The sequence below is a fragment of the Leminorella grimontii ATCC 33999 = DSM 5078 genome (assembly GCF_000439085.1).
Lineage (GTDB): Bacteria > Pseudomonadota > Gammaproteobacteria > Enterobacterales > Enterobacteriaceae > Leminorella > Leminorella grimontii.
Map to the genome: position 1 here is coordinate 97,280 of NZ_AUUA01000008.1, position 24,849 is coordinate 122,128.

27 protein-coding genes are annotated in these 24,849 nt (G+C 55.5%); 11 read left to right on the forward strand and 16 right to left on the reverse strand.

The genetic code is table 11. The features are described from left to right. Window positions 1-10 precede the first annotated feature (10 nt). The 3 genes from G544_RS20465 (at window position 11) to G544_RS0112165 (ending at window position 1,751) form a co-directional block, all read left to right on the forward strand. On the forward strand, window positions 11-886 hold the full coding sequence (locus G544_RS20465; protein ID WP_051155725.1) for a DUF817 domain-containing protein: 876 nt from the start codon (window positions 11-13) through the stop codon (window positions 884-886). Between the two features lie 116 nt (window positions 887-1,002). Further along, window positions 1,003-1,485 carry a ribonuclease domain-containing protein gene (locus G544_RS0112160; protein WP_027274862.1) on the forward strand — a complete coding sequence of 161 codons (483 nt, stop codon included), beginning with the start codon at window positions 1,003-1,005 and terminating at the stop codon, window positions 1,483-1,485. A 2-nt stretch (window positions 1,486-1,487) separates the two neighbouring features. Continuing rightward, window positions 1,488-1,751 carry a barstar family protein gene (locus tag G544_RS0112165; protein WP_027274863.1) on the forward strand — a complete coding sequence of 88 codons (264 nt, stop codon included), beginning with the start codon at window positions 1,488-1,490 and terminating at the stop codon, window positions 1,749-1,751. A gap of 42 nt (window positions 1,752-1,793) precedes the next feature. Here the strand turns inward: G544_RS0112165 and G544_RS0112170 are convergent, their stop codons facing one another. The 6 genes from G544_RS0112170 to yjgA form a co-directional block, all read right to left on the reverse strand. Beyond that, window positions 1,794-3,251 (reverse strand): AAA-type ATPase lid domain-containing protein, encoded by a 1,458-nt coding sequence (locus G544_RS0112170; RefSeq protein ID WP_027274864.1) that lies wholly within the window; start codon window positions 3,249-3,251, stop codon window positions 1,794-1,796. Between the two features lie 198 nt (window positions 3,252-3,449). Continuing rightward, window positions 3,450-5,066, reverse strand: a complete 1,617-nt coding sequence (gene phsC, locus G544_RS21740) for a thiosulfate reductase cytochrome B subunit (RefSeq protein ID WP_036024023.1) — start codon at window positions 5,064-5,066, stop codon at window positions 3,450-3,452. Window positions 5,067-5,082: 16 nt separating this feature from the next. Then, a complete protein-coding gene (locus tag G544_RS0112180) occupies window positions 5,083-5,514 on the reverse strand; it encodes a cytochrome c3 family protein (RefSeq protein ID WP_174788503.1) in 432 nt (143 codons plus the stop codon). A gap of 15 nt (window positions 5,515-5,529) precedes the next feature. After that, entirely contained in the window at window positions 5,530-7,122 is a 1,593-nt protein-coding gene (locus G544_RS20475; protein WP_036023965.1) for a flavocytochrome c, read from the reverse strand. 9 nt (window positions 7,123-7,131) lie between these two features. Beyond that, complete coding sequence (locus G544_RS0112190; RefSeq protein ID WP_027274866.1) at window positions 7,132-8,808, reverse strand: HAL/PAL/TAL family ammonia-lyase; 1,677 nt, start codon at window positions 8,806-8,808, stop codon at window positions 7,132-7,134. 198 nt (window positions 8,809-9,006) lie between these two features. Next, window positions 9,007-9,564: a ribosome biogenesis factor YjgA gene (gene yjgA / locus G544_RS0112195; protein ID WP_027274867.1), complete on the reverse strand. Its 558-nt coding sequence runs from the start codon at window positions 9,562-9,564 to the stop codon at window positions 9,007-9,009. A gap of 144 nt (window positions 9,565-9,708) precedes the next feature. Here yjgA and pmbA point away from each other — a divergent pair, with 144 nt between their 5' ends. Beyond that, a complete protein-coding gene (pmbA, locus tag G544_RS0112200) occupies window positions 9,709-11,049 on the forward strand; it encodes a metalloprotease PmbA (RefSeq protein WP_027274868.1) in 1,341 nt (446 codons plus the stop codon). Between the two features lie 84 nt (window positions 11,050-11,133). Here pmbA and rnk read toward each other — a convergent pair whose 3' ends face one another. The 9 genes from rnk to kdsD form a co-directional block, all read right to left on the reverse strand. Next, the gene (rnk, locus tag G544_RS0112205) at window positions 11,134-11,541 is read right to left on the reverse strand and encodes a nucleoside diphosphate kinase regulator (protein ID WP_027274869.1); all 408 of its coding nucleotides are present in this window, start codon (window positions 11,539-11,541) and stop codon (window positions 11,134-11,136) included. A 266-nt stretch (window positions 11,542-11,807) separates the two neighbouring features. Next, window positions 11,808-12,680 carry an RNase adapter RapZ gene (rapZ, locus tag G544_RS0112210; protein ID WP_027274870.1) on the reverse strand — a complete coding sequence of 291 codons (873 nt, stop codon included), beginning with the start codon at window positions 12,678-12,680 and terminating at the stop codon, window positions 11,808-11,810. Window positions 12,681-12,849: 169 nt separating this feature from the next. After that, window positions 12,850-13,386, reverse strand: coding sequence for a PTS IIA-like nitrogen regulatory protein PtsN (ptsN, locus tag G544_RS20480; protein WP_071783377.1), 537 nt, complete (start codon window positions 13,384-13,386; stop codon window positions 12,850-12,852). A 20-nt stretch (window positions 13,387-13,406) separates the two neighbouring features. Further along, window positions 13,407-14,843 (reverse strand): RNA polymerase factor sigma-54, encoded by a 1,437-nt coding sequence (rpoN, locus tag G544_RS0112220; protein ID WP_027274871.1) that lies wholly within the window; start codon window positions 14,841-14,843, stop codon window positions 13,407-13,409. A 24-nt stretch (window positions 14,844-14,867) separates the two neighbouring features. Next, entirely contained in the window at window positions 14,868-15,593 is a 726-nt protein-coding gene (gene lptB / locus G544_RS0112225; protein WP_027274872.1) for an LPS export ABC transporter ATP-binding protein, read from the reverse strand. Window positions 15,594-15,639: 46 nt separating this feature from the next. Continuing rightward, window positions 15,640-16,158, reverse strand: coding sequence for a lipopolysaccharide ABC transporter substrate-binding protein LptA (lptA, locus tag G544_RS0112230; RefSeq protein WP_027274873.1), 519 nt, complete (start codon window positions 16,156-16,158; stop codon window positions 15,640-15,642). Then, complete coding sequence (gene lptC / locus G544_RS0112235; RefSeq protein ID WP_027274874.1) at window positions 16,148-16,735, reverse strand: LPS export ABC transporter periplasmic protein LptC; 588 nt, start codon at window positions 16,733-16,735, stop codon at window positions 16,148-16,150. The genes lptA and lptC overlap by 11 nt, the downstream gene beginning before the upstream one ends. Continuing rightward, entirely contained in the window at window positions 16,732-17,280 is a 549-nt protein-coding gene (kdsC, locus tag G544_RS0112240; protein ID WP_036023970.1) for a 3-deoxy-manno-octulosonate-8-phosphatase KdsC, read from the reverse strand. Before kdsC ends, lptC begins: the two co-directional genes overlap by 4 nt. A gap of 53 nt (window positions 17,281-17,333) precedes the next feature. Then, entirely contained in the window at window positions 17,334-18,302 is a 969-nt protein-coding gene (kdsD, locus tag G544_RS0112245; protein WP_036023973.1) for an arabinose-5-phosphate isomerase KdsD, read from the reverse strand. Window positions 18,303-18,805: 503 nt separating this feature from the next. On the opposite strand from kdsD, the gene mlaF reads away from it, so the two are divergent. The 7 genes from mlaF (at window position 18,806) to murA (ending at window position 23,673) form a co-directional block, all read left to right on the forward strand. Beyond that, entirely contained in the window at window positions 18,806-19,609 is an 804-nt protein-coding gene (mlaF, locus tag G544_RS0112250) for a phospholipid ABC transporter ATP-binding protein MlaF (RefSeq protein ID WP_036023976.1), read from the forward strand. Then, window positions 19,609-20,391: a lipid asymmetry maintenance ABC transporter permease subunit MlaE gene (gene mlaE, locus G544_RS0112255; RefSeq protein ID WP_027274878.1), complete on the forward strand. Its 783-nt coding sequence runs from the start codon at window positions 19,609-19,611 to the stop codon at window positions 20,389-20,391. The genes mlaF and mlaE overlap by 1 nt, the downstream gene beginning before the upstream one ends. Window positions 20,392-20,395: 4 nt before the next feature. After that, window positions 20,396-20,911 (forward strand): outer membrane lipid asymmetry maintenance protein MlaD, encoded by a 516-nt coding sequence (gene mlaD / locus G544_RS0112260; protein ID WP_027274879.1) that lies wholly within the window; start codon window positions 20,396-20,398, stop codon window positions 20,909-20,911. Between the two features lie 38 nt (window positions 20,912-20,949). Further along, a complete protein-coding gene (gene mlaC / locus G544_RS0112265; RefSeq protein WP_027274880.1) occupies window positions 20,950-21,576 on the forward strand; it encodes a phospholipid-binding protein MlaC in 627 nt (208 codons plus the stop codon). Continuing rightward, window positions 21,576-21,899: a lipid asymmetry maintenance protein MlaB gene (mlaB, locus tag G544_RS20485; protein ID WP_036023978.1), complete on the forward strand. Its 324-nt coding sequence runs from the start codon at window positions 21,576-21,578 to the stop codon at window positions 21,897-21,899. The genes mlaC and mlaB overlap by 1 nt, the downstream gene beginning before the upstream one ends. A gap of 155 nt (window positions 21,900-22,054) precedes the next feature. After that, window positions 22,055-22,309, forward strand: a complete 255-nt coding sequence (gene ibaG / locus G544_RS0112275; RefSeq protein WP_027274881.1) for a BolA family iron metabolism protein IbaG — start codon at window positions 22,055-22,057, stop codon at window positions 22,307-22,309. Window positions 22,310-22,410: 101 nt separating this feature from the next. Then, window positions 22,411-23,673, forward strand: coding sequence for a UDP-N-acetylglucosamine 1-carboxyvinyltransferase (murA, locus tag G544_RS0112280; RefSeq protein ID WP_027274882.1), 1,263 nt, complete (start codon window positions 22,411-22,413; stop codon window positions 23,671-23,673). 86 nt (window positions 23,674-23,759) lie between these two features. On the opposite strand, the gene degS is transcribed toward murA, so the two are convergent. Next, window positions 23,760-24,818 carry an outer membrane-stress sensor serine endopeptidase DegS gene (gene degS / locus G544_RS0112285; protein WP_027274883.1) on the reverse strand — a complete coding sequence of 353 codons (1,059 nt, stop codon included), beginning with the start codon at window positions 24,816-24,818 and terminating at the stop codon, window positions 23,760-23,762. Between the last annotated feature and the right edge of the window lie 31 nt (window positions 24,819-24,849).

Below are 24,849 nucleotides of genomic sequence, written 5' to 3' on the forward strand. Positions count from 1 at the left end.
GGATTTTGCTATGTCCGCGATTGCCGTTTATGACAACGACTGCCTGAGGGAATACCGGTATCCGTGGTATATGCCTTCGCCGATGCGTCGCTTGCCTTTGCCTCTGCTGGAGTTTTGGAGTTTTGGCATTAAAGAGGCGCTGAGCTGCGCGTTCGCCGTTTCTTTCTTTATTACTCTGGCGTTGTCGAAAGCGTTGCCGATGGGTGATTTACCCCGCTATGACTTTATTCTTATCGTTGCGCTGGCGGTGCAGTTTGCGCTGGTGTATTACGGATTAGAGACTAAAAGAGAGCTGGCGGCCGTTTCGCTGTTTCACCTTTTGGGGCTGGCGCTGGAAATCTTTAAGACCTCTCCAACCATCGGCTCGTGGGCTTACCCTGAGTTTGCCTACTCCAAGCTTGCCGGTGTTCCGCTCTACAGCGGGTTTATGTATGCGGCGGTTGCCAGCTATATGCTGCAGTCGTGGCGCTACCTTTCGCTGCGGCTGGCTGGCTACCCACCTCACTGGCTGGCGGTTACGCTGGCGTTTGCGATTTATCTGAACTTCTTTACTCACCACTTTATCGGCGACTACCGCTGGCCGCTGACGCTGGCTTTGGTGGCGGCCTTCTGGCGTACCCGCGTCTATTTCCGTCCGATGGTAAGAGAGTTTTGGATGCCGATGCCGCTGGCCTTTTTGCTGATAGGCTTTTTTATCTGGATTGCCGAGAACGTAACTACGCTGTTTGGCGGCTGGCAGTATCCAAATCAGACGGGAGGCTGGGAGCTGGTGCATCTGGGAAAAATCAGCTCGTGGGGGCTGCTGGTCGTGATTACCTTTACCATCATCGCGGAATTAAAATTCTTTAGCCAACGTAAAGAAAGCGAAAATAAGCTGACGAATTGAAAACAATGTCATACTTTTATTATTAATGGCTAGGATAAATGGCCATTAAAGAGTAAATAGGCAGGGTGTGTAATATAAATACGTTGAATGGCAGAGATATCCCCAACAAGCGCTGAGTGATGAAAAGAAATACGCAATTACTACTCGTTGTTTTTCTGTTACTGATTATTGGCGGCTTAGCCTTTAATTTTTTACATAGTAACAACGGCGGCATATCGGACGGCGTTGCGGGCAGTATCTCTTCGTCTTCTCAGGCCGTTCAGGATATTGACCGCCTGACTCAGCGACAAACGGTTGTGAATTACGTGCGCGAGCACGGTCGCCTGCCGGACTATTACATCACCAAGAGTCAAGCCCGTTCGCAAGGCTGGGATGCGCGCGACGGTAATCTGTGTTCCGTTCTGCCCGGAAAGGCTATTGGCGGAGATCGCTTTTCTAACCGGGAAAAGCGCCTGCCGCAGGCCAAAGGGCGAACGTGGTTTGAAGCGGATATTAATTATCGCTGCGGCCATCGAGGAGCAGAGAGGTTACTGTATTCAGATGATGGTTTGATTTATGTAACGATAGACCATTATCAACGTTTCATGGAGGTAAAGTAATCATGAGAAGCGTTGTTTTTGATTTTGCTAAAATAGGTTCAATGCCCGATTTTTATCTACAGTTTGTCGACACCTTTTTACTGCCGGACTGGTTTGGTAATAATCTGGATGCGCTGTGGGATGCGTTAACCGTAGGAATAAACCTGCCGGTTCAGATAGTGTTTACCCACTTTGACAGGCAGGCGTTGGACTTTCTTCCTTTGTATCGCCTGTTCGAACAGGCGCAGCAGGAGCTGGATGGCCTGTTGCTTTTTAACAGCCAATAGGTCGTTCAACACGATGCGCGCTCTTTCACAGTAGCGGATGCGCTACTGCGCGTAGATATCGCGGGTGATGCCCAGCTTTTTCATCTTGCTGTACAGCGTGTTGCTGTTGACCTGTAGCATCTGCGCCGCACCGCCTTCGCCGGATATTTTTCCGTTTGTTCTTCTCAGCGTTTCAATAATGTGTCTTCGCACGATTTCGTCTAATGGCAGAATAGATCTGTTCCTGTCGTCGGCGCTCTGAACGTACTCTTCCGGCTTAACGTCCAGCACGTCGGTGCTGCAGGCGAGCAGCGCTTTTTCCAGCCGTGCGATAAGCTCAGCGATGTTTCCAGGCCAATCATAGTGCAGCAGCGACTGCTGAAAGCGCACGGAAAGCAGCGGCGGCCTGTGCTGCGTATTCTGGCTAAGCTTAAGCAGGTAATAGGTCACCAGTTCGGGAATATCCTCCCGCCGCTGCCTTAAGGGAAGCAGCGTGACCGAGAGGCAGTAAAGAGAACAGTAGCATTCACAGCTCAGCAGCGCTTCGGGGTTTATCTGATGGCGCTGCGACTGCGTTCTGGTGATGATGACGCTGGTGGGCCATCCTTTCTCTTTATGAATGCGGATGCTTTTCATTAGGTCACAAAGCAGCTCTTCGGGCAGGCTTTCTACGTTCTCAATCAAAAGCGTTCCGCTGTTTACCTGCGCAAGCAGCGTACCGTCCGTTAGCGAGCTCGGCGTTAGCGTACGCGCTTCGGTGGCTTGGCCGTCTCGGTGGATAAACAGCGTCAGCGTTTCGGCGTAAAGCACGGCCAACTGCTGCTGCGAACGGTCCGACTGTTGATAAAGATGGTGGGCCAACAGCGATTTCCCGCTTCCCTTTTCCCCCTTGATGACGATGACCCGCTGACTTTTTGCAATGTCGGGAAGGCGCATAAACAGCGAGGCCATGGGGCTTTTCTGCGTGGCGATGACGCCGGCGGGCAGGCTGTCTTCCTGCATCGATGCGCGATGGGTGTAGCTGGCTTTCAGCGTTTCTTCGCTGATGATTTTAAGCTGGGACAGCGCTCGGGAGGCTAGCAGAGAGAATGGCCCCCTCAGCGATTCGGCCAGTTCCGCATGGTGTGCGTTAAAGGCGTTTGCCCTGTAGCTAAAGAAAATAACCGCCCCTAAGCGGATATCGTCCACTTTCAGGCGCATGACGATGGCGGATTTCACCTTCCGAAAGTGGTGTTTAATAACGAATTCGGTGAGAGGATCGTCCGACAGCCGGTTGAGGATGGTGGTGGTAAAGTTTTCCCTGACGATAAATTTAGACAGTACGTGAATCGGAATCGACAGCACGTTCAACTTCGCCCGGCTGCGCCGCCTTGTCGCCAGCGCGAGGAACTGCATGCTTTGAATGTCGTCGCGGTAATAGTTGAGAAAGATGCCGTCAATGGGAAAGTCGCTGGGCGCGGCTTGAATACAGGCCGCAATGGCTTTCTCAAGATGCAACGTACTGCAAAGTGCTTCACGCATGGCGCGTAGACCTTCCTTTATGTCTTCTTGTTATTTTTATAGATACGGATAATAAAACGACACTCCCCGAACAATATTAAGAAATGTAAGACGGAGCGGAAGGGGCGGCACTGATTTATCTCAATATTTATTACAAAATGTGAATTTGTGTTTCTTTTTATAAAAAGGCCCCTTAATGTTCAAGGGGCCGTGCGTTGATTAATCGCGGTTGTCTGAGTTTTTATTCCTATGGCGGTGATAGCCGTCAATCATTCCCTTTATCAGTGCGCTAAGGCTGTCGCCCGTGGTGCAAAGATAGAGATGTACCAGCAGGAACGCCAGTGTGGCGGCGGCCAGCCCGTAGTGCGACCAGGCAACGAGCTGCTTGCCGGGAAGGCCAAACAGCATTTCCGGGACGTATTCCGGGTAGAGCATCAAAAGCCCGCTGGCCAACAGCAGAGGCGCCATCAGGAACATCACGCACAGATAGCCTAGCTGCTGCAGCGTATTGAACTTACTGCGTTCGTTCGGCGTTTCCGGGTGCGGCTCATGGCGGAAGATGCCTATCAGGTAATAGCGCGCCTGGCGGATGATGCGGCCCGCTAGCCCCTGCATCCGAACCCGGTAGTGGTGGCCGTTTCCGGTCAGGTTCACCAGCAGGAACAGCAGCCAAACGCCGCACAGGGTAAGCCCCGCCGCATTGTGCACTTCTGCCCAGAAGGCCAGATCGCCGATGGCGAAATGCATCACGACGCCGGAGAACAGCAGAACGATAAAGCACAGTGCGTTGAGCCAATGCCAGACTCTGACCGGCAGCGTGTACAGATAGGTTCTGTGCCACTCTGCGCCCGCTTCGCGTTTGCCTGTCAGCAGGCGAATAGCGCCATGAGAGACTAACAGCGCAGCCAGTATTCCCATCGCCCAGAAAATGGCGAGATCGACCCTCGGGGAGCCGTTCGCACCGACCATATAGCTGTCGATGAACGCACCTGCGTTTTCTACCTGAACCTGCTGCCGTGCGGGTATGCCGCCGAGCGAATCCAGCGTTTTAATCAGCGATGCGTCGTCAAAAAGGCCGTGGCCCAGCAGGCTTCCTGCGCGAAGCGACGCTGGCGGCGTGAAGCGCTGGCGCTCGGCCAACAGCGACGACTCGCTGTGGCACTGCCTGCAGGCGACGCTCTCTTTTGCCGGCGCAACGTTGTGAAGCGTGCCGTCTCCCGTCGCCGCGTGGCAGTCCGTACAGCGCAGTGACGACAGGTGCAGCTGTGCAGCAGGGAGCTGAGGATGGCTCAGGTCTTGCTCAGTGACAGATTTGCCGGACAGCGCTTTGTAGTCCGCCGCTCTCGTGTGGCAGTCAGTACACAGCGCGTTAGTTGCCGCTATCTGCGACCTGCTTGGCCGTGTAATAACGGTGGGCTGCATGGTGTGGGCATCGTGGCAGGACTGACAGCTAAACTTATCCTGAGCGATTTTCTGCGCGTGAACGCTCTTTTGGTAGGCGCTGACGATATCGTGTTTGACTACGCCGTGGCAGCTTTCGCACGCGTTGGCGACCGTGGCGACCTCTTTGTGCGGCAGCGCTTCAAACCCGGCGTTGCCCGCCGGGCTTTGGTGGCAGGCGACGCACGGCAGCGAGGCGTGAACGCCTTCCCGATAGGCTTCATTGGATATAAACAGCCTTTTTCCCGCGTTGGCGGGCGTTACGGCGTGAATATCGCTGTCGGCGTGGCAGCGCAGGCACTGCCCGTTGTCAGGCTCCGCCGCGAGCGCGCTGGACAGCCACACCAGCGCGCCGAACGCGATGAGCGGCCTTAGCATTCTCCCTATCTGTCTCATGTTCATCGCATCCTCATCAGGGTTTCATGTTCGGGTACTTGAACAGGTGGCAGCTGTTGCAATAGACCTGAGACGGCTTGTGTTCACTGTGGCAGGCGCTGCAGGGAACGTCTTTACCGTAGTGGATGGAGTTGTGCGGATTGGGCTCAGGATGGCCCTCTTTAGACTTTGGCTCCGTCAGCGCGGCAATCTGATCGAGACTGCCGTGGCAGGTCAGGCAGTTGCCGTCGTCCGGCGGCGTTGCGGGCGTTTTGGCTCCGTGGCAAAGCTGACAGCTGGCGTCGCGCCCCGTGGCCGCCAAGGGCTGGTGGTAGGGTTTTATCGTCATGCTGTCGAGCTTTTTCTGGAAGGCGCGGGCATCGTTGACCGATGCATTATTGCCCTGAGCCCAGCAGCTGGCGCAAAACAGCAGCGCCAAAATAAAGGCGATTCGTTGATATAAAGACATTTTCTCTCCCATGGCTTAGGCGTTATCAACAAACAGAGGCGTCGCGGTTTGGGTCGCGACGTGCGCGCCGGCGACTCGCCCGAGCACCAGCCCGTCGGCGATGGCGCAGCTGCCGAGTCGGCTTGCGCCATGAGGACCGCCGGTAACTTCTCCCGCCGCGTAAAGCCCGACGATGGGCTCACCGTTAAGGGCGTTAAGCACCTGACCGTTGACGTTGATCTGCACGCCGCCCATGGTGTAGTGCACCTTGGGCCAAACGCGGACCGCCACGTAGGGGCCTTCCGCCAGCGAAATGGCGCGGGAGACGTCTTTCCCCATGGGGTCGCCGCCGCCGTTTTTTACCGCCTGGTTATAGGCGTCCACCTCTTTTTGCAGGTTGTCATAGGGGATTGAAAAATGGTCGGCCAGTTCTTTTAGCGTATTAAACTGCCAGGCTACGTTGTACTTAAGGGCGGCGGGCAGGCTTTGCGCCAGCTTGGCGCCCTCAAGGTTGGTAAAGCACACCGGGTAGACCGGCTTGCCGTTCGCGTCTCGCTGGGCCAGGATGGCATCTTCCCGCGCTTTGCGGTCGGCCAGCTCGTTGGTAAAGCGCTTGCCGGTACGAACGTCAACCATAATTCCCATCGGATAGCCGGCGATGGTGTTGAACTGGGAAACGTTGCCGAAGCCTTTCTCGTCAGGGGACGACCAAGGGCCTAGCTGAATCAGATCCAACTGTACCGGCGTCGCGCCGATGCCCAGCATGGCGAGCAGCCCTTCCGCCGTCGCGCCGGGATGGTTGGTGGTATCGATGTCGCTGACCAACTGCGGATCCTGTATCTGGCGGAAGCGAAGGTCGTTGCCAAAGCCGCCGTTGCACATGACTACGCCATAGCGAGCTCCGTAGTTTCTGAGCGTGCCGCTGCTCTCATCGGGGAAACGGTAGTCGTCCCGCGCCTGTAGCCCAATCACCCGGCGTTTGTCGTCTTGAATGAAGGATTCAAACTTGCAGCGGTTTTTGAAAATGACGCCCATCTTCTGCGCCGAGTTGCGCAGCGGCATGACGATGCCCGCGCCGGAGCTTTCAACGGTTTGCAGCGTGCGGGGCACCGAGTGGCCGCCGAAGTGCTGAACGAACGGCTTGTAGCGAACGCCGTGCTTGATGGTGAACTCATAGGCCTCCTGCGTGCCGTTGACCAACACGTGAAGAATGTCGTGATGGTTCAGCCCGCGTCCGGCTTTCAGCATGTCTTTGTACATCAGCTCCGGCGAATCTTCGATGCCGGCTTCTTTTTGCAGCGGGGATCCGGCGACGGCAAACGCGCCGCCGTTGATGGTGGAGTTGCCGCCGTAGACCGCCATTTTTTCGATAACCAGCACGTCAAGGCCGCGGCTCTTGGCTTCCAGCGCGGCGGCGAGGCCGGCGAAGCCGCTGCCGACCACGATGACGTCGTAAATCTGGTGAAAGCGCGTCCTCCCTCCGGTGACGGTTTCGGGCACGTTTACCGTGACCGATTGCGCCTGCGCGCCGGGTAACGCAAGCCCCATCAGGCCTCCCGTCGCCAGTAACGCCCCCTTGGTGAGAAAATCGCGCCGCGCCGACGGGCGCTCTTTTTTACTGTGGCTCATGACCCGCTCCTATTTTTGCACCGGGTAATCGGCAACCAGCGCTGCGCCGTTTTTAATGTCGTCGCTGTAGATGCGGTCCTGGTCAACAAACGGGACGACTTTGCGATAGGCCTGATACAGCGCCTGGGTTTGCTGGCTCATCTTCATCTCCGGCATGACTTTCTTGCGAAGGTCGATGGCCTGCGTCGAGTGCAGAAGCTCCAGGCTGTAGATGGTCGTGACGTTGTCGACGATGCGCTGCAGGCGCTGAGAGGCGTACAGATTATTGGTAAAGGTATCTTCGATAGTGCCCGCCATCACCTGGCCGTCCAGCGAGACCGGATTGGCCAGATCGACGTTTTCAGAGTGGAGCGCGACCTGTGGCTTTTGGATGGCGCCAAAGGCGTGTCCGGGGTTGCCTTCCGCCGTCAGGAAGCGGCTCAAGCCGGTGAAGTGGTCGTCAGACAGGTGAAGCGTGCGCTGTACGCTGTTGTGGGACAGATGGGCCAACGATACCGACAGCTTCTGCACCGCCAGCGCCAGAGGCAGCGGTTCAAAGTTGGAGGTCGGGTAAATCGCGCCCTTAATGTCTTTGCCCTTCACGTAATACTGCTTCACCTGGCCGTTTTGCGCGTACTCTTCGCTGGCGTCAAGAATCACCGCCGGGTTGTCATCGGAGCTGTTCATCTGGATGGACAGCATTTCCTGCGCGTTAGCCAGATCGCGCTTGGCTTCGTTGAGCGCAAATACGGTGGTGCGGAAAGAGAGCGGATCCTGAAGCGGGCGCTTTTCGTTGGGCTGCCACAGATAGGAACCGGTTAGCGCGTCGCGAATGGACTTGGCGCTGTCGGCCAGGCCGGGGAACGGACGAACGGAGATGCTCTGCGGCAGCACTGGAGAAACGTTGCCGTTAAGGCCTTCTAAACTCAGGCCAAACACCACTGGCGTCACGTTGACGACCTGCTCCGCGTTCATAATCGCTTTGGCGGAGTAGGCGGTAGAGATTGAGTTGGTGGAAAGGATGGAAAGGGCGTCTTTACCCATCGGCTCCAGCGGTTTAATGCCCGCGTTTTTCAGCGCAACGGCGGCGGGGATGGTCTTATTATCTACGATAACCCGCCATTCTCCCATCATGGCGTCGCCGATGTGGGAAGCCAGCGTGATGTCCGCTTCGCCGACGGAGCCCTGTGAGGGGACGACCGGCGTAATGCCCTTGTTGAGGAACTGCTCATACAGTTCGGCGACGTAAGGCTGCGCGCCGGTAGCGCCGGTCAGCATGGTGTTAAGACGAATCACCATCGCCATTCTCACCAAATCGACGGGCATATCCGGCCCTACGCCCGCACCGTGAGCACGCAGCGCGTTGCGGTTAAAGGCGCGAGAGGCATCCAGCACCTCCGGGCTTAGCTTGCCGTGGGCGTCGAACAGCGATTTGTCTTTATTCAGACCTACGCCGACGGTCAGGCCATAAACGGGTACGCCCTGTTCAGCGGCCAGCATCAGCAGCTCGTTAGAGCGCTTCATCTTTTCCATAGCGCCTGTGTCTATCTTGACAATTTTTCCCTGCGCGGCAACGGCCCAAGCGTCTTCCAGAGTCAGGTTTTTTCCGTTAAGTACGACGGCGTCGGCCGCCAAAACGCTTCCACTAAAAGTCACGCCCATGGCTAGAGCGCAAACGCTAAGGGTTGTAGTCGTCTTGTTTTTCATTTTAAGTCCCCATAATAAATTTGGGGATATTCTAATTATTTATAGGTAGTCAGACTTAGAGCCCGATGACGCATTGAGCGTGAGGATTTTTGATATTTCGTGAGAGATGCGGAGCGTTTAACACTGTGGAAAAGAAAAATAAACAAACGGCCGAAAGAGCGCTCTCTCGGCCGTTTGTTTCGGGCTAAAGGTGGAGCGCTACTCGTCCTGCTCCGCCAGCTCTTTAAGGTATTGGAAAATTTGCCGGTACGCTTTAGGCGGCTTGTTGCCCGCGCGCTCTTTTTGCGCGGTTCTGACCATTGAGCGCAGCTGCTGGCGATCGCCGTTTGGATAGAGGTTTATCACCTCAGTAATGGCGTCATCGCCGCCGTCGATCAGGCGATCGCGCAGGCTTTCCAGCTTGTGGAAAACGACGACCTGCTGGTTGTGGCGGTTTTTAAGCTTATCCAGCGCCGTTTGGATGGGCTCGACGTCTCTGGCGCGCAGCATTTTGCCAATCAGCTGGATCTGGCGGCGGTAGCCCTCTTTTTTGATGCGCTGGGCGAGATCGATAGCGGCGCGCAGGTCTTCGTCAAGAGGGATGCGTTCTAATGCGTTTTTCCCAAGTTTTACCAGCTCTACGCCCAGATCCTTAAGCGCTTCGGCGTCCCGCTTAATTTCACTTTTGCTGACCCATATAATCTCTTCGTCTTCTTCAGGCTGGTCACCGGGAAGGGGATCGTCGAGCCACTGCTCGTCATCTTTAAATTTGCTCATCTTGTCATCTGGCCTGATTCTGAAAAATCGGCGTTAGCCGTCACATGTGCTAATAGTAACAGGTTGTCGACGATGTGCGAAATTGTGCTCGGATCCTGTTAAACTGTGGTCATCTTTTTTTAAGACCATGGCGAACCTTGAAGTATGAGCATTGTGAATCAGGTGGCAGAGCAGCGTAAAGCGCTGGAACAGGCAGTAGCCCAGGCGCTGGAGCTGGCGAAGACGGCATCCGACGCGGCGGAAGTCAGCGTGACGAAGTCAACGGGGATTGGCGTTTCCACCCGCTTTGGCGAGGTGGAGAACGTTGAATTCAACAGCGACGGGGCGCTCGGCATTACGGTATTTCACCAGCAGCGCAAGGGCAGCGCGTCGTCTACGGATCTGAGCCCGGATGCGATTGCGCGCACGGTTCAGGCGGCGCTCGACATTGCTCGTTACACCTCCGCTGATGCCTACTCTGGCATTGGTGAACGCGATCTGATGGCCTTTGACGCGCCGGATCTGGATCTGTTTCACCCCGTTGAGCTTGACGCGGAACGCTTCATCGAACTGGCCGCTCGGGCCGAGCGCAGCGCGCTAGAAGCCGACCCGCGCATTACCAACAGCGAGGGCGGCAGCTTTAACAGCCACTATGGCGTAAAGGTCTACGGCAATAGCCACGGCATGCTGCAAAGTTACTGCAGCAGCCGACACTCTATGTCCTGCTGCGTTATCGCCGAGCAGGACGGCGACATGGAGCGCGACTACGCTTACACCATCTCCCGCGTGGCGTCCGATCTTAAGAGCGCCGAGTGGGTAGGGCAGGAGGCCGCTCGCCGCACGCTGTCCCGTTTAAGCCCGCGCAAGCTGCCCACGATGCAGGCACCGGTGATGTTCAGCGCCGAAGTGGCGACCGGGCTGTTTGGCCATCTGGTTTCGGCCATCAGCGGCGGCAACGTTTATCGTAAGTCCACCTTTTTGTTAAACGAGCTGGGCAAGCAGATACTGCCTTCCTGGCTTACGATTAGCGAACGTCCGCACATCCTGAAAGGGTTGGCCTCAACGCCGTTTGACAGTGAAGGGATCGCCACGCGCTCTCGCGAAATCGTCAACGCCGGCGTGCTGGAAACCTGGCTTTTGACCAGCTATTCGGCCCGTAAGCTCGGCATGACCAATACTGGCCACGCGGGCGGCATTCACAACTGGCGGATTGCCGGGCAGGGGCTGGGCTTTGACGCCATGCTTAAGCAGATGGGGCGCGGTCTGCTGGTGACTGAACTCATGGGGCAGGGCGTGAGCACCGTTACCGGCGACTATTCCCGCGGCGCCGCAGGCTTTTGGGTTGAGAACGGCGAAATTCAGTATCCGGTCAGCGAGATTACCATTGCCGGCAACCTGAAAGAGATGCTGCGTAACATCGTTACCGTTGGGGACGACGTTGAGACGCGCAGCAACATTCAGTGTGGTTCGGTACTGATCGAGCAAATGAAGATTGCGGGTGAATAAAGCGCCTTTCTTGCGGTAAAAAATTACGATAAAAAAATGGGCCGATGCAAACCGCGCGGCCCATTTTTTATTGTCGGCTTTTCGTTACTGGTGTTCGCCGGCGGCTTCCGGCTGGTGCAGCAGTTCCAGCACTTTAATTTTCGTGACCGTACCGTTGGGCAGATGCCAGCTGATGTCAGCGCCGACGCGAAGGCCGAGCAGCGCGGCGCCGATAGGCGCCATTACGGAAAGCTGTTCGTTGCTGTCCGTCAGGGCGTTAGGGAATACCAGAGTCCGCACCCGCTCTTCCTGATTGCTGAGATCGATAAAACGAACGCGGCTGTTCATGGTAACCACGTCGGCCGGCATCTGCTCGGGGGCGACGATCTCTGCCCTGTCGATTTCTTCAGTCAGTGCCTGAGCCACCGGCGATGAAGCGAACTCAGGGCGTTCAAGCAGCATATCGATACGCTCTGCATCCAGTTCATTGATGATGATGGTGGGTTTAAGCATACATTACTCCGATAATATCCTTGATGAAGTCCCAATTAACGTTGTGCGGGCTCTAAGCAAAACAAAACCCCCGCAGCTTAATGCGGGGGCTTAACGTAAGTTGCAACCCGATTATCAATAGGTATTAAGCAAATTAAAACGATCGGGATCGCATAATAAGCCATCCGATCGCCGCGTAACGTAAAATTCGTCAGCGCGGAAACGTGTGTTAACTCTGTGCATCATATCAGCAAAGTCAGGGAATGGCTAACGGGTTATTTTTTGCTTTAACCGCCGCTTTTTCCATCAGTTTTACGCTTTTCCAGCGTGCGGTGGCGGGACTGGACGTTCTTCCCGCGCGAGCGGAAATAGTCCGCCAACTGCTCAGCGACATAGACGGAACGATGCTTGCCGCCCGTACAGCCGATGGCGACCGTCAGGTAGCTGCGGTTGTTGGTTTCCAGCATCGGCAGCCACTGCTCCAGATAGCTGCGGGTCTGATAAATGAAGTTGTGAACTTCCGTGTGTCGGTCCAGAAACGCGGCTACCGGCTTGTCGAGCCCGGTCATTGGGCGAAGCTTGGGATCCCAGTGGGGGTTAGGCAGGAAGCGCACGTCAAACACGTAGTCGGCGTCGATGGGGATGCCGTGCTTAAAGCCGAAGGATTCAAACACCATCGTCAGCTCGCGTTCGCGCTTGCCGAGCAGGCGGGCCCTGAGCATTTCGGCCAGTTCGTGTACGGACATTTCGGCCGTGTCGATAATCAGGTCGGCCCGCGAACGCAGAGGCTCAAGCAGGGCGTCCTCTTCGTCAATAGCGCTCTCAAGCGACAGGTTTTTATTCGACAGCGGATGCAGACGACGGGTGTCGCTGTAGCGGCGGATAAGCGTATTACGGTCGGCGTCTAAAAACAGAAGCTGGGGCGTGAAGTCGCCGGGCAGGCCGTTGAGCACCTCTTCCAGGATCTCTGGCGTTTCAGGCAGGTTTCGTACGTCAATGCTGACGGCGGCGGACGTTTCTCGCTGAGAGAGCGTTTCCGCCAGCTGCGGCAGTAGCACCACAGGCAGGTTGTCGACACAGTAGAACCCCATATCCTCCAGCGCACGGAGCGCGACGGATTTACCCGAGCCGGAACGGCCGCTGACAATCATCAGCACCATGTTACTCTTCCCCTTAGTGATCGTAATACGAGGTTAATCTACGGTCGGCTGTGCTATCGCTCATCGCCGCAGGATAATTCGTTTGCCTTCATTGGCACTGTATACGTATATAGCGATAACGTTTTCACTCTACATGACAAAAGCAACTTTATGCCATCATTTTGTGTCATTACTTCTCATCATGCGATTCATCAACGGACGAATCTTCTTCAGGCTTCGGCGCTTCTTCCTGAGCGTCCGTCGCACCGGCCAGCAGCTGGTACAGCTCTTCGTCCGTCTGTGCGATGCGCAGCTGGCGGCACAGGGTTTTATCGCTAAAACGTTGGGCAATTGCTGACAGCGTTTCCAGATAGCTTTGGCACTCGCCCTCAGGCACTAAAAGCGCGAACAGGATGTCGACCGGCTGGTTATCCGCCGCGTCGAAGCTAACCGGTTGCTCAAGCGTAATAAATACGCCAACGGCGCGGGTGGTGTCTTCTTCCAGCTTGCCGTGAGGGATTGCGACGCCTGCGCCGATGCCGGTTGTGCCCATGCGCTCACGGCTGAGGATAGCCTCAAAAACGGTGGCGACAGGGATATTTAGCTGCTCGGCGGCCAGCTCGCTGATAATTTCCAGCGCGCGCTTTTTGCTGGAACAGTGAACCGCGCAGCGCGTGCTTTCAGGCTTGAGAATGGCGCGTAGTTGTGTGGTGGATAGCGTGCTCATCATTTATAGCAACCGTTGGCTCAAACCAGCTGCTTACGCAGGTTTGAGGGAGGAATGGACAACGACTCTCGGTATTTTGCCACGGTCCTTCTGGCGACCATAATTCCCTGTTCCGTTAGCATATCGGCGATTTTACTGTCGCTGAGCGGCTTGGAGGGATTCTCGGCCGAGATCATTTTTTTCACCAGCGCACGGATGGCGGTAGAGGAGGCTTCGCCGCCGCTTTCGGTGCTCACATGGCTGGAGAAGAAGTATTTTAGCTCAAAAATGCCGCGCGGGCTGTGCAGATATTTTTGCGTAGTCACCCGTGAGATGGTGGACTCGTGCATATCAACGGCCTGGGCGATGTCTGCTAAAACCATGGGCTTCATAAATTCCGGCCCTGACTCGAAGAAGGCCTCTTGGCGCTCCACGATGCATTCCGTTACCCGTAGCAGCGTATCGTTACGGCTTTCCAGGCTTTTTATCAGCCACTTTGCGTCCTGCAAATGGCTGCGGATATACTGATTATCGCTGGCGTTATGCGTGTTGGTCATGGCGGCGTAGTGCTGGTTGATGCGAAGCCGCGGAACGCTTTCCGTATTGAGCTCCACGCACCATTTCCCCTGAATTTTACGCACTAGGACGTCGGGAATGACGTATTCCGATTCGCTGGCGTATATCGATTGGCCGGGGCGCGGATCGAGGCTTTGAATAAGCTGCATCGCTTCTTTTAGCAACGATTCGCTGATTCGAGTCAGTTTTAGCAGCGTTCTAAAGTCGTGATTGCCCAGCAGGGTCAAGTGCTCTGAAACGATCTCACACGCCTGCGTAAGCCCCGGGGTGTTTTTATCCAGCTGGGATAGCTGCACCAGCAGGCATTCGCGCAGGTCGCGCGCGGCGACGCCGACCGGATCGAAGCGTTGAATGCGCTTAAGCACCGCCTCAATTTCTGCGATGTCTACCGCTTCATCTTCCTGCCCCAGGCTTTCGGCGATGTCTTCCAGCGGGACGGTAAGATAGCCCGCATCGTCGACGGCGTCGATGATGGCGACGGCGATAGCCTTATCCAGCTCGGTAAAGGGGGTGAGATCCATTTGCCATATCAGATGGTCCTGAAGCGTCAGCGTGGTCTCGCCCTGAAAGACGGGCAGCTCGTCGTCCCCGTAGTCGTTGCGGGTGCCGGAAGGCGTACCTGCGGTGTAGATTTCGTCCCAGGAGGCGTCCAGCGGGAGGTCTTCGGGAATATCCGACTGTTGCAGCGCGTCGCTGGTGTCAATATTCTCCATCTCGGGCTCTTCGCGCGCGTCGATTTCGTCGTGGGCGTCAGCCTGTTCAAGCAGCGGGTTGCTCTCCAGCGCGGTTTGAATCTCCTGCTGTAGCTCAAGCGTCGACAGCTGCAGCAGACGAATGGCCTGCTGTAGTTGGGGCGTCATGGTTAACTGTTGGCTTAGCCTGAGCTGTAAACCTTGCTTCATAGTACCGCTTTACGTCTCTTTTGCTTAAAGTCTGAACTCGTTGCCCAGATAAACGCGCTTAACGTGTTCGTCTTCCAGAATAGAAGAAGGCGTACCGTGGGCAATCAGATGGCCTTGGCTTACGATATAGGCGCGTTCGCAGACGTCCAGCGTTTCGCGAACGTTGTGGTCCGTTATTAGTACGCCCAAGCCGCTGTCGCGCAGGTGCTCGATGATCTTTTTAATATCAATGACGGAAATCGGGTCAACGCCGGCGAACGGTTCATCCAGCAGGATAAACTTGGGGTTGGCGGCCAGCGCGCGGGCGATCTCTACCCGACGGCGTTCACCACCTGACAGGGACTGCCCCAGATTCTTGCGCAGGTGATCGATATGAAACTCTTCCAGCAGCTCGTTGGCGCGGTCTTCGCGCTGTTGGCTGTTTAAATCGTTACGAATCTGAAGCACTGCCATCAGGTTATCGTAGACGCTCAGACGCCGAAAAATAGAGGCTTCCTGCGGCAGGTAGCCAATGCCGCGGCGGGCGCGGGCATGCAGCGGCAACAGGCTAATGTCTTCACCGTCGATAGCGATAGAGCCTGCGTCGCGCTGCACGATGCCGACGACCATATAAAAGGTCGTTGTCTTTCCCGCGCCGTTAGGCCCCAGCAGGCCAACGATTTCGCCGGAGTTGACCGTCAGGCTGACGTCTTCTACGACGCGGCGGCCTTTGTAGGCTTTTGCCAGATTCTCTGCTGTTAGTGTTGCCATGCGTTATCGTTTACTCTTCTTTTCGTCACGCGCAAGCGCGCCATGGTTAATTCTTTTTCTGCAGCTGGGACGGCACCAGAATGGTGGTGACGCGCTTGCCTTTGTTACTAAAGGCTTCCATCTTCTGCTCTTTAACTTTATAGGTGATTCGGTCGCCCTGTACGTTGCTGTCCAGCTGTTCAAGGTAGGCGTTGCCGGTCAGATCGACAAAGTCGGTCGCCAGCTCATAGCGCAGCTTCTGACCGTGCCCCTTCACCGGCTTGCCGTTGTCTTGAAGCTGGTAAAAGGTCACCGGATTGCCGAAAGCTTCCACGACCTCTTTGCCTTTCTCGTTTTCAGGGCGGGTTACAACGACTTTGTCTGCGCGAATGTCGATAGAACCCTGCTTGACGACCACATCACCGGTAAAGGTAACGACGTTACCCGTCATGTCCAGCGACTGTTGGGCTGACGTAATGTTGATCGGCTGGTTTGTGTCGTCCTTTAGCGCAAACGCCGACGTGCTGGTCAAAAGCAGTGCGGCGGCAACAAGCGCCGAGCGTCCGACGTTAGGGTTACGGTGCATTTTTGTTACCGGCTTTTGGTTGAACTTCATAATAGGTTTTTACCTTTTCAATCAGCTTAGCTGTTTTACTGCGCAGGTTTCCGCGCATCTTCATCCCTTCAGAGGTAAAACTTGCCCCATAAAGCGTGACGCGATCGTCAGAGCTGATATCTTGCGTCGTCAGGTTGATATCAGCGTTGTCTGTCTTGATTTTTTCCAACTGCGAGGTGGCCGTCAGGCTGTTGACCTCCACATCGCCATACAAATAAAGCATGCGGCTTTTTGTCAGTTTCGCACGGTTTGCCCGGATCGACCAGATGGCGACCTGCTCTTTATCGAATACGATCATCACCGGGCTGGTAAACCAGGTGTCTTCCGGCTTGGCGTAGTATTTTACGTCTTCCGCCGTTAACTTGTAGTTTAATAGACCTTCGGGATTATACACGATGGTGATCATTTGCTGGCTTTGGTAGGTCGGCTCTTTGTCGTCGGGCGGAACGATGGACTGAGCGTCCTCTTTATCCGCCAGATTCCAGCCGATCAGGCCCAAAACGGCGAGCGTCAGCAGTACGGTGATAACGGTCTTCAGCTTGCTCATATCGATAGCCCCCGAGCGTCGTCAAGCTTTCCCTGCGCCTGTAATATAAGGTCGCACAGCTCGCGTACTGCGCCTCGGCCGCCCGGCGTTCTGGTCACAAAGTGCGCTTTGGTCAGAAGCCAGGGATGGGCATCGGCTACGGCCACGGCTAAACCAACCTGCGCCATAACGGGCCAGTCGATAAGATCGTCGCCGATATAGGCGACCTGCTCAGGGGCCAGCGACAGCTCGTGAAGCATTTTGTTGAACGGAACGAGCTTATCAGACAGCCCCTGATAAAGATGAGCGATCCCCAGCGTTTTTGCGCGCTCTGCAACCAGCTTGTCCTTACGGCCGGTAAGAATCGCTACCTCAACGCCAGACGTCAGCAGGCAGCGGATGCCGTAGCCGTCGCGTACGCTAAACGCCTTCAGCTCTTCGCCATGGTTGCCCATATAGATAAGTCCGTCGGACATCACGCCGTCCACGTCGCAGATAAGCAAACGAATGGCGCTGGCGCGCTGGAAAACCTCTTCTTCTACAGTGCCATAGCACGTATCAATCATATCAATACTCTTTAAAACGCTCAGCCCGAATGACGTAAACGTTCTATTTTGCCCTAAACGACGCCTGCGCGCAGCATATCATGCATGTGCACGACGCCTTCCAACTTATCGCCTTCGGCGACGATAAGCGCTGTGATGTGCTTAGACTGCATCAGATTCAGCGCTTCAACCGCCAGAATCGAAGGGGAAACCCGGATGCCGCCTTTAGTCATGACGTCAGCGATTTTTGCATCTCTGATATCAATATTCTGGTCGAAAATACGTCGTAAGTCACCGTCGGTAAAGATGCCTTTAATTATCATGTCGTCATTGCAGATGACGGTCAGCCCCAGATTTTTACGGGTAATCTCAACCAGCGCTTCTCTTAGCGTCGCGTCGGCGGCAACGCGAGGGATTTCATCGCCTGCGTGCATAATGTCGCTGACCCGCAGCAAGAGTTTGCGCCCTAGCGCGCCGCCGGGGTGAGAAAGCGCGAAGTCATCGGCGGTGAATCCCTTGGCTTTGAGCAGCGCGACGGCCAGCGCGTCGCCCATTACCAGTGTCGCCGTGGTGCTGCTGGTTGGCGCAAGCCCCAGCGGGCAGGCTTCTTTAGGGACGTGAACGCACAGGTGGACGTCGGCCACTCTGCCCATGGCGCTGTTAGGGTTGCCCGTCATGCAGATAAGCGGAATTTGCAGGCGTTTAATGACCGGAACCAGCGCCATAATTTCGCTGGATTCGCCGGAATAAGAGATAGCTATCACCACGTCGTTTGCGGTTATCATGCCCAGATCGCCGTGGCTTGCTTCGGCCGGGTGCACAAAGAAAGAGGGCGTTCCCGTACTGGCGAAAGAGGCGGCGATCTTACAGCCGATGTGGCCGGATTTCCCCATTCCCATCACGATGACCTTGCCCTTGCACTCAAGCATCATGGCGCAGGCGCGGTTGAAGTCCTTGTCTATGTATTGATAAAGCTGGTCCAGGGCGCTTCTTTCGATATCAAGAACCTGCTTACCCGCCTGCTGAAAGTCAAAACTGGACATTGCGCTGTCTCGCTGTATTTAAGGATGAATCAAAAAATGCGTCTAAATATCAACCGCTACGTTAGCGGCCGTCGCCCGATAAGGGCATAAAAATGAGTGTGGCTAAGCGTAACAGGTCAGCGGCACCAATCGCAAACTCACTGCGTCGCCGAAAGCGCTATTATGAGTGCCAACATGGTAAAATCCCAACTGCGAAATGAGATTAGAGGCTATTATAAGGCTATATCCTCCGTGGTCGTAAGGGGGAAGGGAATTTGTATCGCCCGCTTGTGTAAATTTCACGTAAAGAAGCATCTTTATTATGGTGCGTTAGTCATAATATCCGCCGGGTCGTGGCCGCAGAATTTGCTAAACGGCTGGCCCGATTCATAGAGTGATGGATGATGGTCTGATTTGGTTTTGCTTTACCGTTAGTCTTGGCGTGCGGTGAGGAGTTGAGCCAGAGTATATAAATACTTATGATGGACACATGAAGTATTTCATCCTGATAGTGAAGGACGAGAATGAATAAGTCGACAACAAATTTGGTTGAAGTGCGCGAGATGTCGTTTTTCCGCGGAGGTCGTCCAATTTTTCAGGATATCAACCTGACGGTGCCGCGCGGAAAAGTTACCGCGATTATGGGGCCTTCGGGGATTGGTAAAACCACCCTTTTGCGGCTCATCGGCGGCCAATTGACCCCAAGCAGCGGCGAAATCATCTTTGATGGGGACAATATCCCTTCGCTTTCCCGCAGGCGCCTTTACGACGTTCGTAAGAAAATGAGCATGCTGTTTCAGTCCGGCGCGCTGTTCACCGATTTAACCGTATTTGAAAACGTCGCCTATCCGCTGCGCGAACATACGCGCCTGCCGGAAGAGCTGGTGCGCAGCACGGTATTAATGAAGCTTGAAGCGGTAGGGCTGCGCGGCGCGGCGAACCTGATGCCGTCCGAGCTTTCTGGCGGCATGGCGCGCCGTGCCGCGCTGGCGCGCGCTATTGCGCTGGAGCCGGAGCTCATCATGTTTGACGAACCGTTTGTCGGTCAGGATCCTATCACGATGGGCGTGTTGGTGAAGCTTATCGACGAGCTTAATAACGCGCTGGGTATTACCTGCATTGTCGTTTCTCACGACGTGCCCGAAGTGCTGAGCATTGCGGACTATGCTTATATCGTGGCCGAGCATCACGTTATTGCCGAAGGATCTCCGGCCGAACTGCGGGCTAATCCGGACCCCCGCGCCCGGCAGTTCCTTGACGGCATTGCCGACGGGCCGGTGCCTTTCCGCTTTCCCGCCGATGATTATAAAACGGAGTTATTAAGCTGATGTTGCTACAGACGTTGGCGTCGCTAGGGCGCCGGGGCATTCATTTTATCGGCTCGTTCGGTCGCTCTGGCGCTATGCTATATGGGGCGCTGGTGGGGACGCCGGAGTTTCGAAAGCAGTGGCCGCTGCTTATCAAGCAGCTGTACGTCGTCGGCGTCCAGTCCCTGCTGATTATCATCGTTTCCGGCCTGTTCATCGGCATGGTGCTGGGGCTGCAAGGGTACCTTATTTTAACCACCTACAGCGCCGAGGCGAGCCTCGGTATGATGGTGGCGCTGTCGCTGCTCAGAGAGCTGGGCCCGGTGGTTACCGCGCTGCTGTTTGCCGGTCGCGCGGGTTCTGCCCTGACGGCGGAGATAGGCCTGATGAAGGCGACGGAGCAGCTCTCCAGCCTTGAGATGATGGCGGTCGATCCCCTGCGTCGGGTGGTGGCGCCGCGCTTCTGGGCCGGTTTTATCAGCATGCCGCTTTTGACCGCGATTTTTGTCGCCGTGGGCATTCTGGGCGGTGCAATGGTCGGTGTGGACTGGAAGGGCATTGACGGCGGCTTTTTCTGGTCGGCGATGCAGGATTCCGTCAGCTGGCATACCGACATACTAAACTGTTTTATTAAAAGCATGGTGTTTGCTATCACCGTGACCTGGATTGCGTTGCACAACGGCTATGACTGTATTCCAACGTCGCAGGGCATTAGCCAAGCGACGACGCGTACCGTCGTGCACGCCTCTCTTGCCGTATTAGGTTTGGATTTTGTACTGACCGCAATGATGTTTGGGAACTAAATCGATGCAAAGTAAAAAAACGGAAATCTGGGTAGGCGTGTTTATGCTCATTGGGCTGTGTTCACTGCTTTTCCTGTGTTTGAAAGTGGCGGACGTAAAGTCGCTGGGCAATGAACCGACATACCGAATCTACGCTACGTTTGACAACATCGGCAGCCTTAAGGTGCGTTCGCCGGTGAAGGTGGGCGGCGTGCTGATTGGCCGCGTGGCGGATATTACGCTTGACGAAAAGTCTTACCTGCCGCGGGTCGCTATCGACATTCAGGACCGCTATAACCATATTCCTGACACCAGTTCGCTGTCTATTCGTACCGCAGGCCTGCTGGGGGAACAGTTTTTGGCGCTGAACATAGGCTTTGAGGATGAAGATATGGGCACCTCAATTCTTAAAAACGGCGATACGCTGAAAGACACCAAGTCAGCGATGGTGCTGGAAGACCTGATTGGACAGTTCTTGTACAAGAGCGGCGATGAAAAGCCGGCGGAAGATCCCGCTGCACAGCCGCAGAGCGCTCATTGATTTTGGGTAATGAACCACGGGTAGTGAGAGGAACAGTTATGTTTAAACGTTTTATGATGGCCGCGCTTCTTGTTGTTGCGCCTTTGGCGGTTAACGCAGCGGCGAATAATCCCTATCAGGAAATGCAGGCGGCGGCGGAGAAAACCTTCAACCGCTTGAAAGCGGAGCAGCCTAAAATCAAGGCCAATCCCGACTATTTGAAAACCATCGTTAAGGAAGAGCTGATCCCTTACGTTCAGGTGAAGTATGCCGGAGCGCTGGTTTTAGGTCGCTATTACAAGGACGCGACACCGGCCCAGCGCGATGCCTATATGCCTGCGTTTGAGGCCTATCTGGAACAGGCCTACGGCCAGGCGCTGGCGATGTATAACGGCCAAAACTACCAGATCTCTCCGGAGCAGCCGCTCGGCGATAAAGACAACGTGTCCATTCGCATTACCATCAACGACACTAACGGACGCCCGCCGATCCGCCTTGACTTCCAATGGCGTAAGAACAGCAAAACCGGCGAGTGGAAGGCCTATGACATGATTGCCGAAGGCATCAGCATGATCACCACCAAGCAGAACGAGTGGGCGGAGACGCTGCGCCGCGACGGCGTTGACGGATTGACCACGCAGCTGAGCGCGCTTTCTAAACAGCCTATTAAGCTGGACAGCAAATAATGGCCTCGGCGTCGTTAGACTGGCGGGTTAATGACGGCACTATGGCGTTGAGCGGCGATTTAAACCGTGAGACGCTGATGCCTCTGTGGGATGCGCGTCAGACGTTTATTCCACCAGAGGTTCACACGCTTGACGTGGCCGGGCTCGATCGCGTTGACTCGCCCGGCCTGGCGATGCTGGTTTATTTGCTGGACGCAACGTCCGCCCGTAAGCGCCCCGTTATGCTGGTCGGGCTGACGGAAAAGCTGAGCTCGCTGATGGCGCTCTACAATTTGCAGCAAATTATTCAGCCGTATCTGGTGAGCCAGAGCGAAGGGCTGTGATACTATAAACCCTAGCCTATCGTACCGGCGCAGTAAAATGTGCCGGTACGCTGTTTTTATCGTTATAAAAATGACGGCCGCCTGCTTCTCGACTTTGGTTGTTTTTTCATCCGCAGCGGCTTGGCATGTTTAACCCAGTGAGCACAGAAAAGCCCATGGAAACTACCCTCATCAGACAGATTTTAATGGATGCCCTAAACCTGCAGGATGCCCACGTTACCGGCGACGGCAGCCATTTTCAGGTGATTGCCATCGGTGAAATTTTTGCAGGCATGAGCCGAGTCAAACAGCAGCAGGCAGTTTACGCGCCGCTGGCGGAATATATCTCCGATAACCGTATTCACGCGTTATCGATCAAAGTGTACACCCCGGCAGAGTGGGAACGCGATCGTAAGCTAAACGGTCTGTAATTCACTTTTTGCCTTCAGTGAAGAAAAAAACGCATAGACATCACAATCACTTCACCGAAGCGGTGCATGCTGATCGCAGGTTTTTTTAAGAGAGAACGGTTATGGACAAATTTCGAGTACAGGGGCCTACGCGTCTTAGCGGCGAGGTCACAATTTCCGGGGCGAAAAACGCCGCGCTGCCAATTCTGTTTGCCGCACTGCTGGCCGAAGAGCCGGTGGAGCTGCAAAACGTTCCCAAACTTAAGGATATCGACACAACGATTAAGCTGCTTAGCCGCTTGGGCGTGAAAATTGAACGCAACGGCTCTATTTTTGTCGATGCCTCTAATGTGACCGAACTCTGTGCGCCTTACGATTTGGTGAAAACCATGCGCGCTTCTATCTGGGCGCTGGGGCCGCTGGTGTCTCGTTTTGGTCACGGTGAAGTTTCTCTCCCTGGCGGGTGTGCAATCGGCGCTCGCCCCGTTGACCTGCACATTAGCGGCTTGGAGCAGCTTGGTGCGGAAATCAAGTTAGAGGAAGGCTACGTCAAGGCGTCCGTTAACGGGCGCTTAAAAGGCGCGCATATCGTTATGGATAAGGTGAGCGTTGGTGCGACGGTTACCATTATGTGCGCAGCCACGCTGGCGGAAGGTACGACCATTATTGAGAACGCGGCCCGCGAGCCGGAGATCGTCGATACCGCCGAGTTCCTTAACACTCTTGGCGCCAAGATTACCGGTGCTGGTACCGATCATATTACCATCGAAGGCGTTGAGCGCCTGGGCGGCGGCGTTTATCGCGTACTGCCTGACCGTATTGAAACCGGTACCTTCCTGGTGGCGGCGGCCGTTTCCGGCGGTAAGGTCGTGTGCCGCAACACGCGTCCCGACATGCTGGACGCCGTGCTGGCCAAGCTGCGCGAAGCCGGCGCTGAAATTGAAACCGGCGAAGACTGGATTAGCCTGGACATGAAGGGCAAGCGTCCGCGCAGCGTTAACGTGCGAACCGCGCCGCATCCGGGCTTCCCTACCGACATGCAGGCCCAGTTCTCTTTGCTCAATCTGGTTGCGGAAGGCACCGGCGTTATCACGGAAACCATCTTCGAAAACCGCTTTATGCACATCCCTGAGCTGATCCGCATGGGCGCCCACGCGGAAATCGAAGGTAATACCGTTATTTGCCACAGCGTAGACCAGCTTTCCCCTGCTCAGGTGATGGCGACAGACCTTCGCGCGTCCGCCAGTCTGGTTCTGGCCGGCTGTATCGCTAACGGCGTGACGACCGTAGACCGTATCTACCATATCGATCGCGGCTATGAGCGCATTGAAGAGAAGCTCAACGCGCTGGGCGCAAATATTCAGCGCGTGAAGGAAGAGTCGTAGTCAAGCAGCGATGCGGGTATAAATAAATGAGAAGGGGGAGCGCCTGTCGCTCCCCCTTTGCTTTAGGTGTCTATTCAGCCAGCCTGTCAGGTCGCCGGGTATTCAGCGATAGTGACGGTTACGGTGGTTTTCTGGCCTCGACGTAGGACCTCTACCGGAATGCTGGTGCCGGGGCGAATTTCGGCTATCTGATCCATAACTTCAAGAACTGAACCAGCGGCCTTGCCGTTGACGCTCAGCAGGATATCTCCGGCCTGTATTCCCGCACGATCCGCCGGCCCGCCGGGCGTTACCGATCTGACCAGGATGCCCTGCAGTCGGTCAAACGGGCCGCTTTGCGCCTGTACCTGACCAAGATCTCCGCCACCGATGCCGATATATCCGCGAATAACGCGCCCGTCGCGGATAAGCTTATCCATGATTTTGGTCGCCAGCTCGATGGGAATAGCAAAGCTGATGCCTTCCGGCGTATCGCCGTCCGTTCGTTTATCCAACGACAGCGTATTGATGCCGACCAGTTCGCCAAGCGAGTTGACCAGCGCGCCGCCGGAGTTGCCGTGGTTAATGGAGGCGTCGGTCTGAAGCAGGTTCTGGCGGCCGTAGGGGCTTAGGCCGATGCGCCCGGTTGCGCTGATGATGCCCTGAGTTACCGTTTGCCCGAGGTTATAGGGGTTGCCGATCGCTAAAACGACGTCGCCGACGTGGGACGTCCTTTTGGTATTGATAGGTATCACCGGCAGATTGCCTTCCTGAATTTTCAGAACGGCGAGATCCGTTAGGGTATCGCTTCCGACAACCAGCGCTTCGTCGATTTGTCCGTTTTGCAGCGCGACGATGATTTGGTCGGCGTTGACGATAACGTGTCGGTTAGTGAGGATGTAGCCCTTTTTATTCATGATGACGCCAGAGCCCAGCGTATTGATGCCCGGCCCGTTTTGGCTGTGAATGTTGCGGTTGTATATGTTGACTACCGCAGGGGCGGCGCGCTTGACGGCGCTGTTATAGCTCGCGGGCGCTTCGCCAAGGGAGAGCGAAAGCGAATTATCCAGCAGGCCTGAGGTATCGCGCAGCGACGGGAAAATGGTCAGCAGCGTCGCAGCGATGATAAGGCCGATAAGAATTGAGCGTAACAGTTTGGCAAACATGCATGTCATCAGGAAAAATAGGGGTAGTTAA

What these genes read in the sequence shown, in the direction of transcription:
- G544_RS20465 (WP_051155725.1), top strand. Translation starts at nt 11, where the DNA reads ATGTCCGCGATTGCCGTTTATGACAACGACTGCCTGAGGGAATACCGG.
- G544_RS0112165 (WP_027274863.1), top strand. Translation starts at nt 1,488, where the DNA reads ATGAGAAGCGTTGTTTTTGATTTTGCTAAAATAGGTTCAATGCCCGAT.
- G544_RS0112170 (WP_027274864.1), bottom strand. Translation starts at nt 3,251, where the DNA reads ATGCGTGAAGCACTTTGCAGTACGTTGCATCTTGAGAAAGCCATTGCG.
- phsC (WP_036024023.1), bottom strand. Translation starts at nt 5,066, where the DNA reads ATGAGACAGATAGGGAGAATGCTAAGGCCGCTCATCGCGTTCGGCGCG.
- G544_RS0112180 (WP_174788503.1), bottom strand. Translation starts at nt 5,514, where the DNA reads ATGTCTTTATATCAACGAATCGCCTTTATTTTGGCGCTGCTGTTTTGC.
- G544_RS20475 (WP_036023965.1), bottom strand. Translation starts at nt 7,122, where the DNA reads ATGAGCCACAGTAAAAAAGAGCGCCCGTCGGCGCGGCGCGATTTTCTC.
- G544_RS0112190 (WP_027274866.1), bottom strand. Translation starts at nt 8,808, where the DNA reads ATGAAAAACAAGACGACTACAACCCTTAGCGTTTGCGCTCTAGCCATG.
- yjgA (WP_027274867.1), bottom strand. Translation starts at nt 9,564, where the DNA reads ATGAGCAAATTTAAAGATGACGAGCAGTGGCTCGACGATCCCCTTCCC.
- pmbA (WP_027274868.1), top strand. Translation starts at nt 9,709, where the DNA reads ATGAGCATTGTGAATCAGGTGGCAGAGCAGCGTAAAGCGCTGGAACAG.
- rnk (WP_027274869.1), bottom strand. Translation starts at nt 11,541, where the DNA reads ATGCTTAAACCCACCATCATCATCAATGAACTGGATGCAGAGCGTATC.
- rapZ (WP_027274870.1), bottom strand. Translation starts at nt 12,680, where the DNA reads ATGGTGCTGATGATTGTCAGCGGCCGTTCCGGCTCGGGTAAATCCGTC.
- ptsN (WP_071783377.1), bottom strand. Translation starts at nt 13,386, where the DNA reads ATGAGCACGCTATCCACCACACAACTACGCGCCATTCTCAAGCCTGAA.
- rpoN (WP_027274871.1), bottom strand. Translation starts at nt 14,843, where the DNA reads ATGAAGCAAGGTTTACAGCTCAGGCTAAGCCAACAGTTAACCATGACG.
- lptB (WP_027274872.1), bottom strand. Translation starts at nt 15,593, where the DNA reads ATGGCAACACTAACAGCAGAGAATCTGGCAAAAGCCTACAAAGGCCGC.
- lptA (WP_027274873.1), bottom strand. Translation starts at nt 16,158, where the DNA reads ATGCACCGTAACCCTAACGTCGGACGCTCGGCGCTTGTTGCCGCCGCA.
- lptC (WP_027274874.1), bottom strand. Translation starts at nt 16,735, where the DNA reads ATGAGCAAGCTGAAGACCGTTATCACCGTACTGCTGACGCTCGCCGTT.
- kdsC (WP_036023970.1), bottom strand. Translation starts at nt 17,280, where the DNA reads ATGATTGATACGTGCTATGGCACTGTAGAAGAAGAGGTTTTCCAGCGC.
- kdsD (WP_036023973.1), bottom strand. Translation starts at nt 18,302, where the DNA reads ATGTCCAGTTTTGACTTTCAGCAGGCGGGTAAGCAGGTTCTTGATATC.
- mlaF (WP_036023976.1), top strand. Translation starts at nt 18,806, where the DNA reads ATGAATAAGTCGACAACAAATTTGGTTGAAGTGCGCGAGATGTCGTTT.
- mlaE (WP_027274878.1), top strand. Translation starts at nt 19,609, where the DNA reads ATGTTGCTACAGACGTTGGCGTCGCTAGGGCGCCGGGGCATTCATTTT.
- mlaD (WP_027274879.1), top strand. Translation starts at nt 20,396, where the DNA reads ATGCAAAGTAAAAAAACGGAAATCTGGGTAGGCGTGTTTATGCTCATT.
- mlaC (WP_027274880.1), top strand. Translation starts at nt 20,950, where the DNA reads ATGTTTAAACGTTTTATGATGGCCGCGCTTCTTGTTGTTGCGCCTTTG.
- mlaB (WP_036023978.1), top strand. Translation starts at nt 21,576, where the DNA reads ATGGCCTCGGCGTCGTTAGACTGGCGGGTTAATGACGGCACTATGGCG.
- ibaG (WP_027274881.1), top strand. Translation starts at nt 22,055, where the DNA reads ATGGAAACTACCCTCATCAGACAGATTTTAATGGATGCCCTAAACCTG.
- murA (WP_027274882.1), top strand. Translation starts at nt 22,411, where the DNA reads ATGGACAAATTTCGAGTACAGGGGCCTACGCGTCTTAGCGGCGAGGTC.
- degS (WP_027274883.1), bottom strand. Translation starts at nt 24,818, where the DNA reads ATGTTTGCCAAACTGTTACGCTCAATTCTTATCGGCCTTATCATCGCT.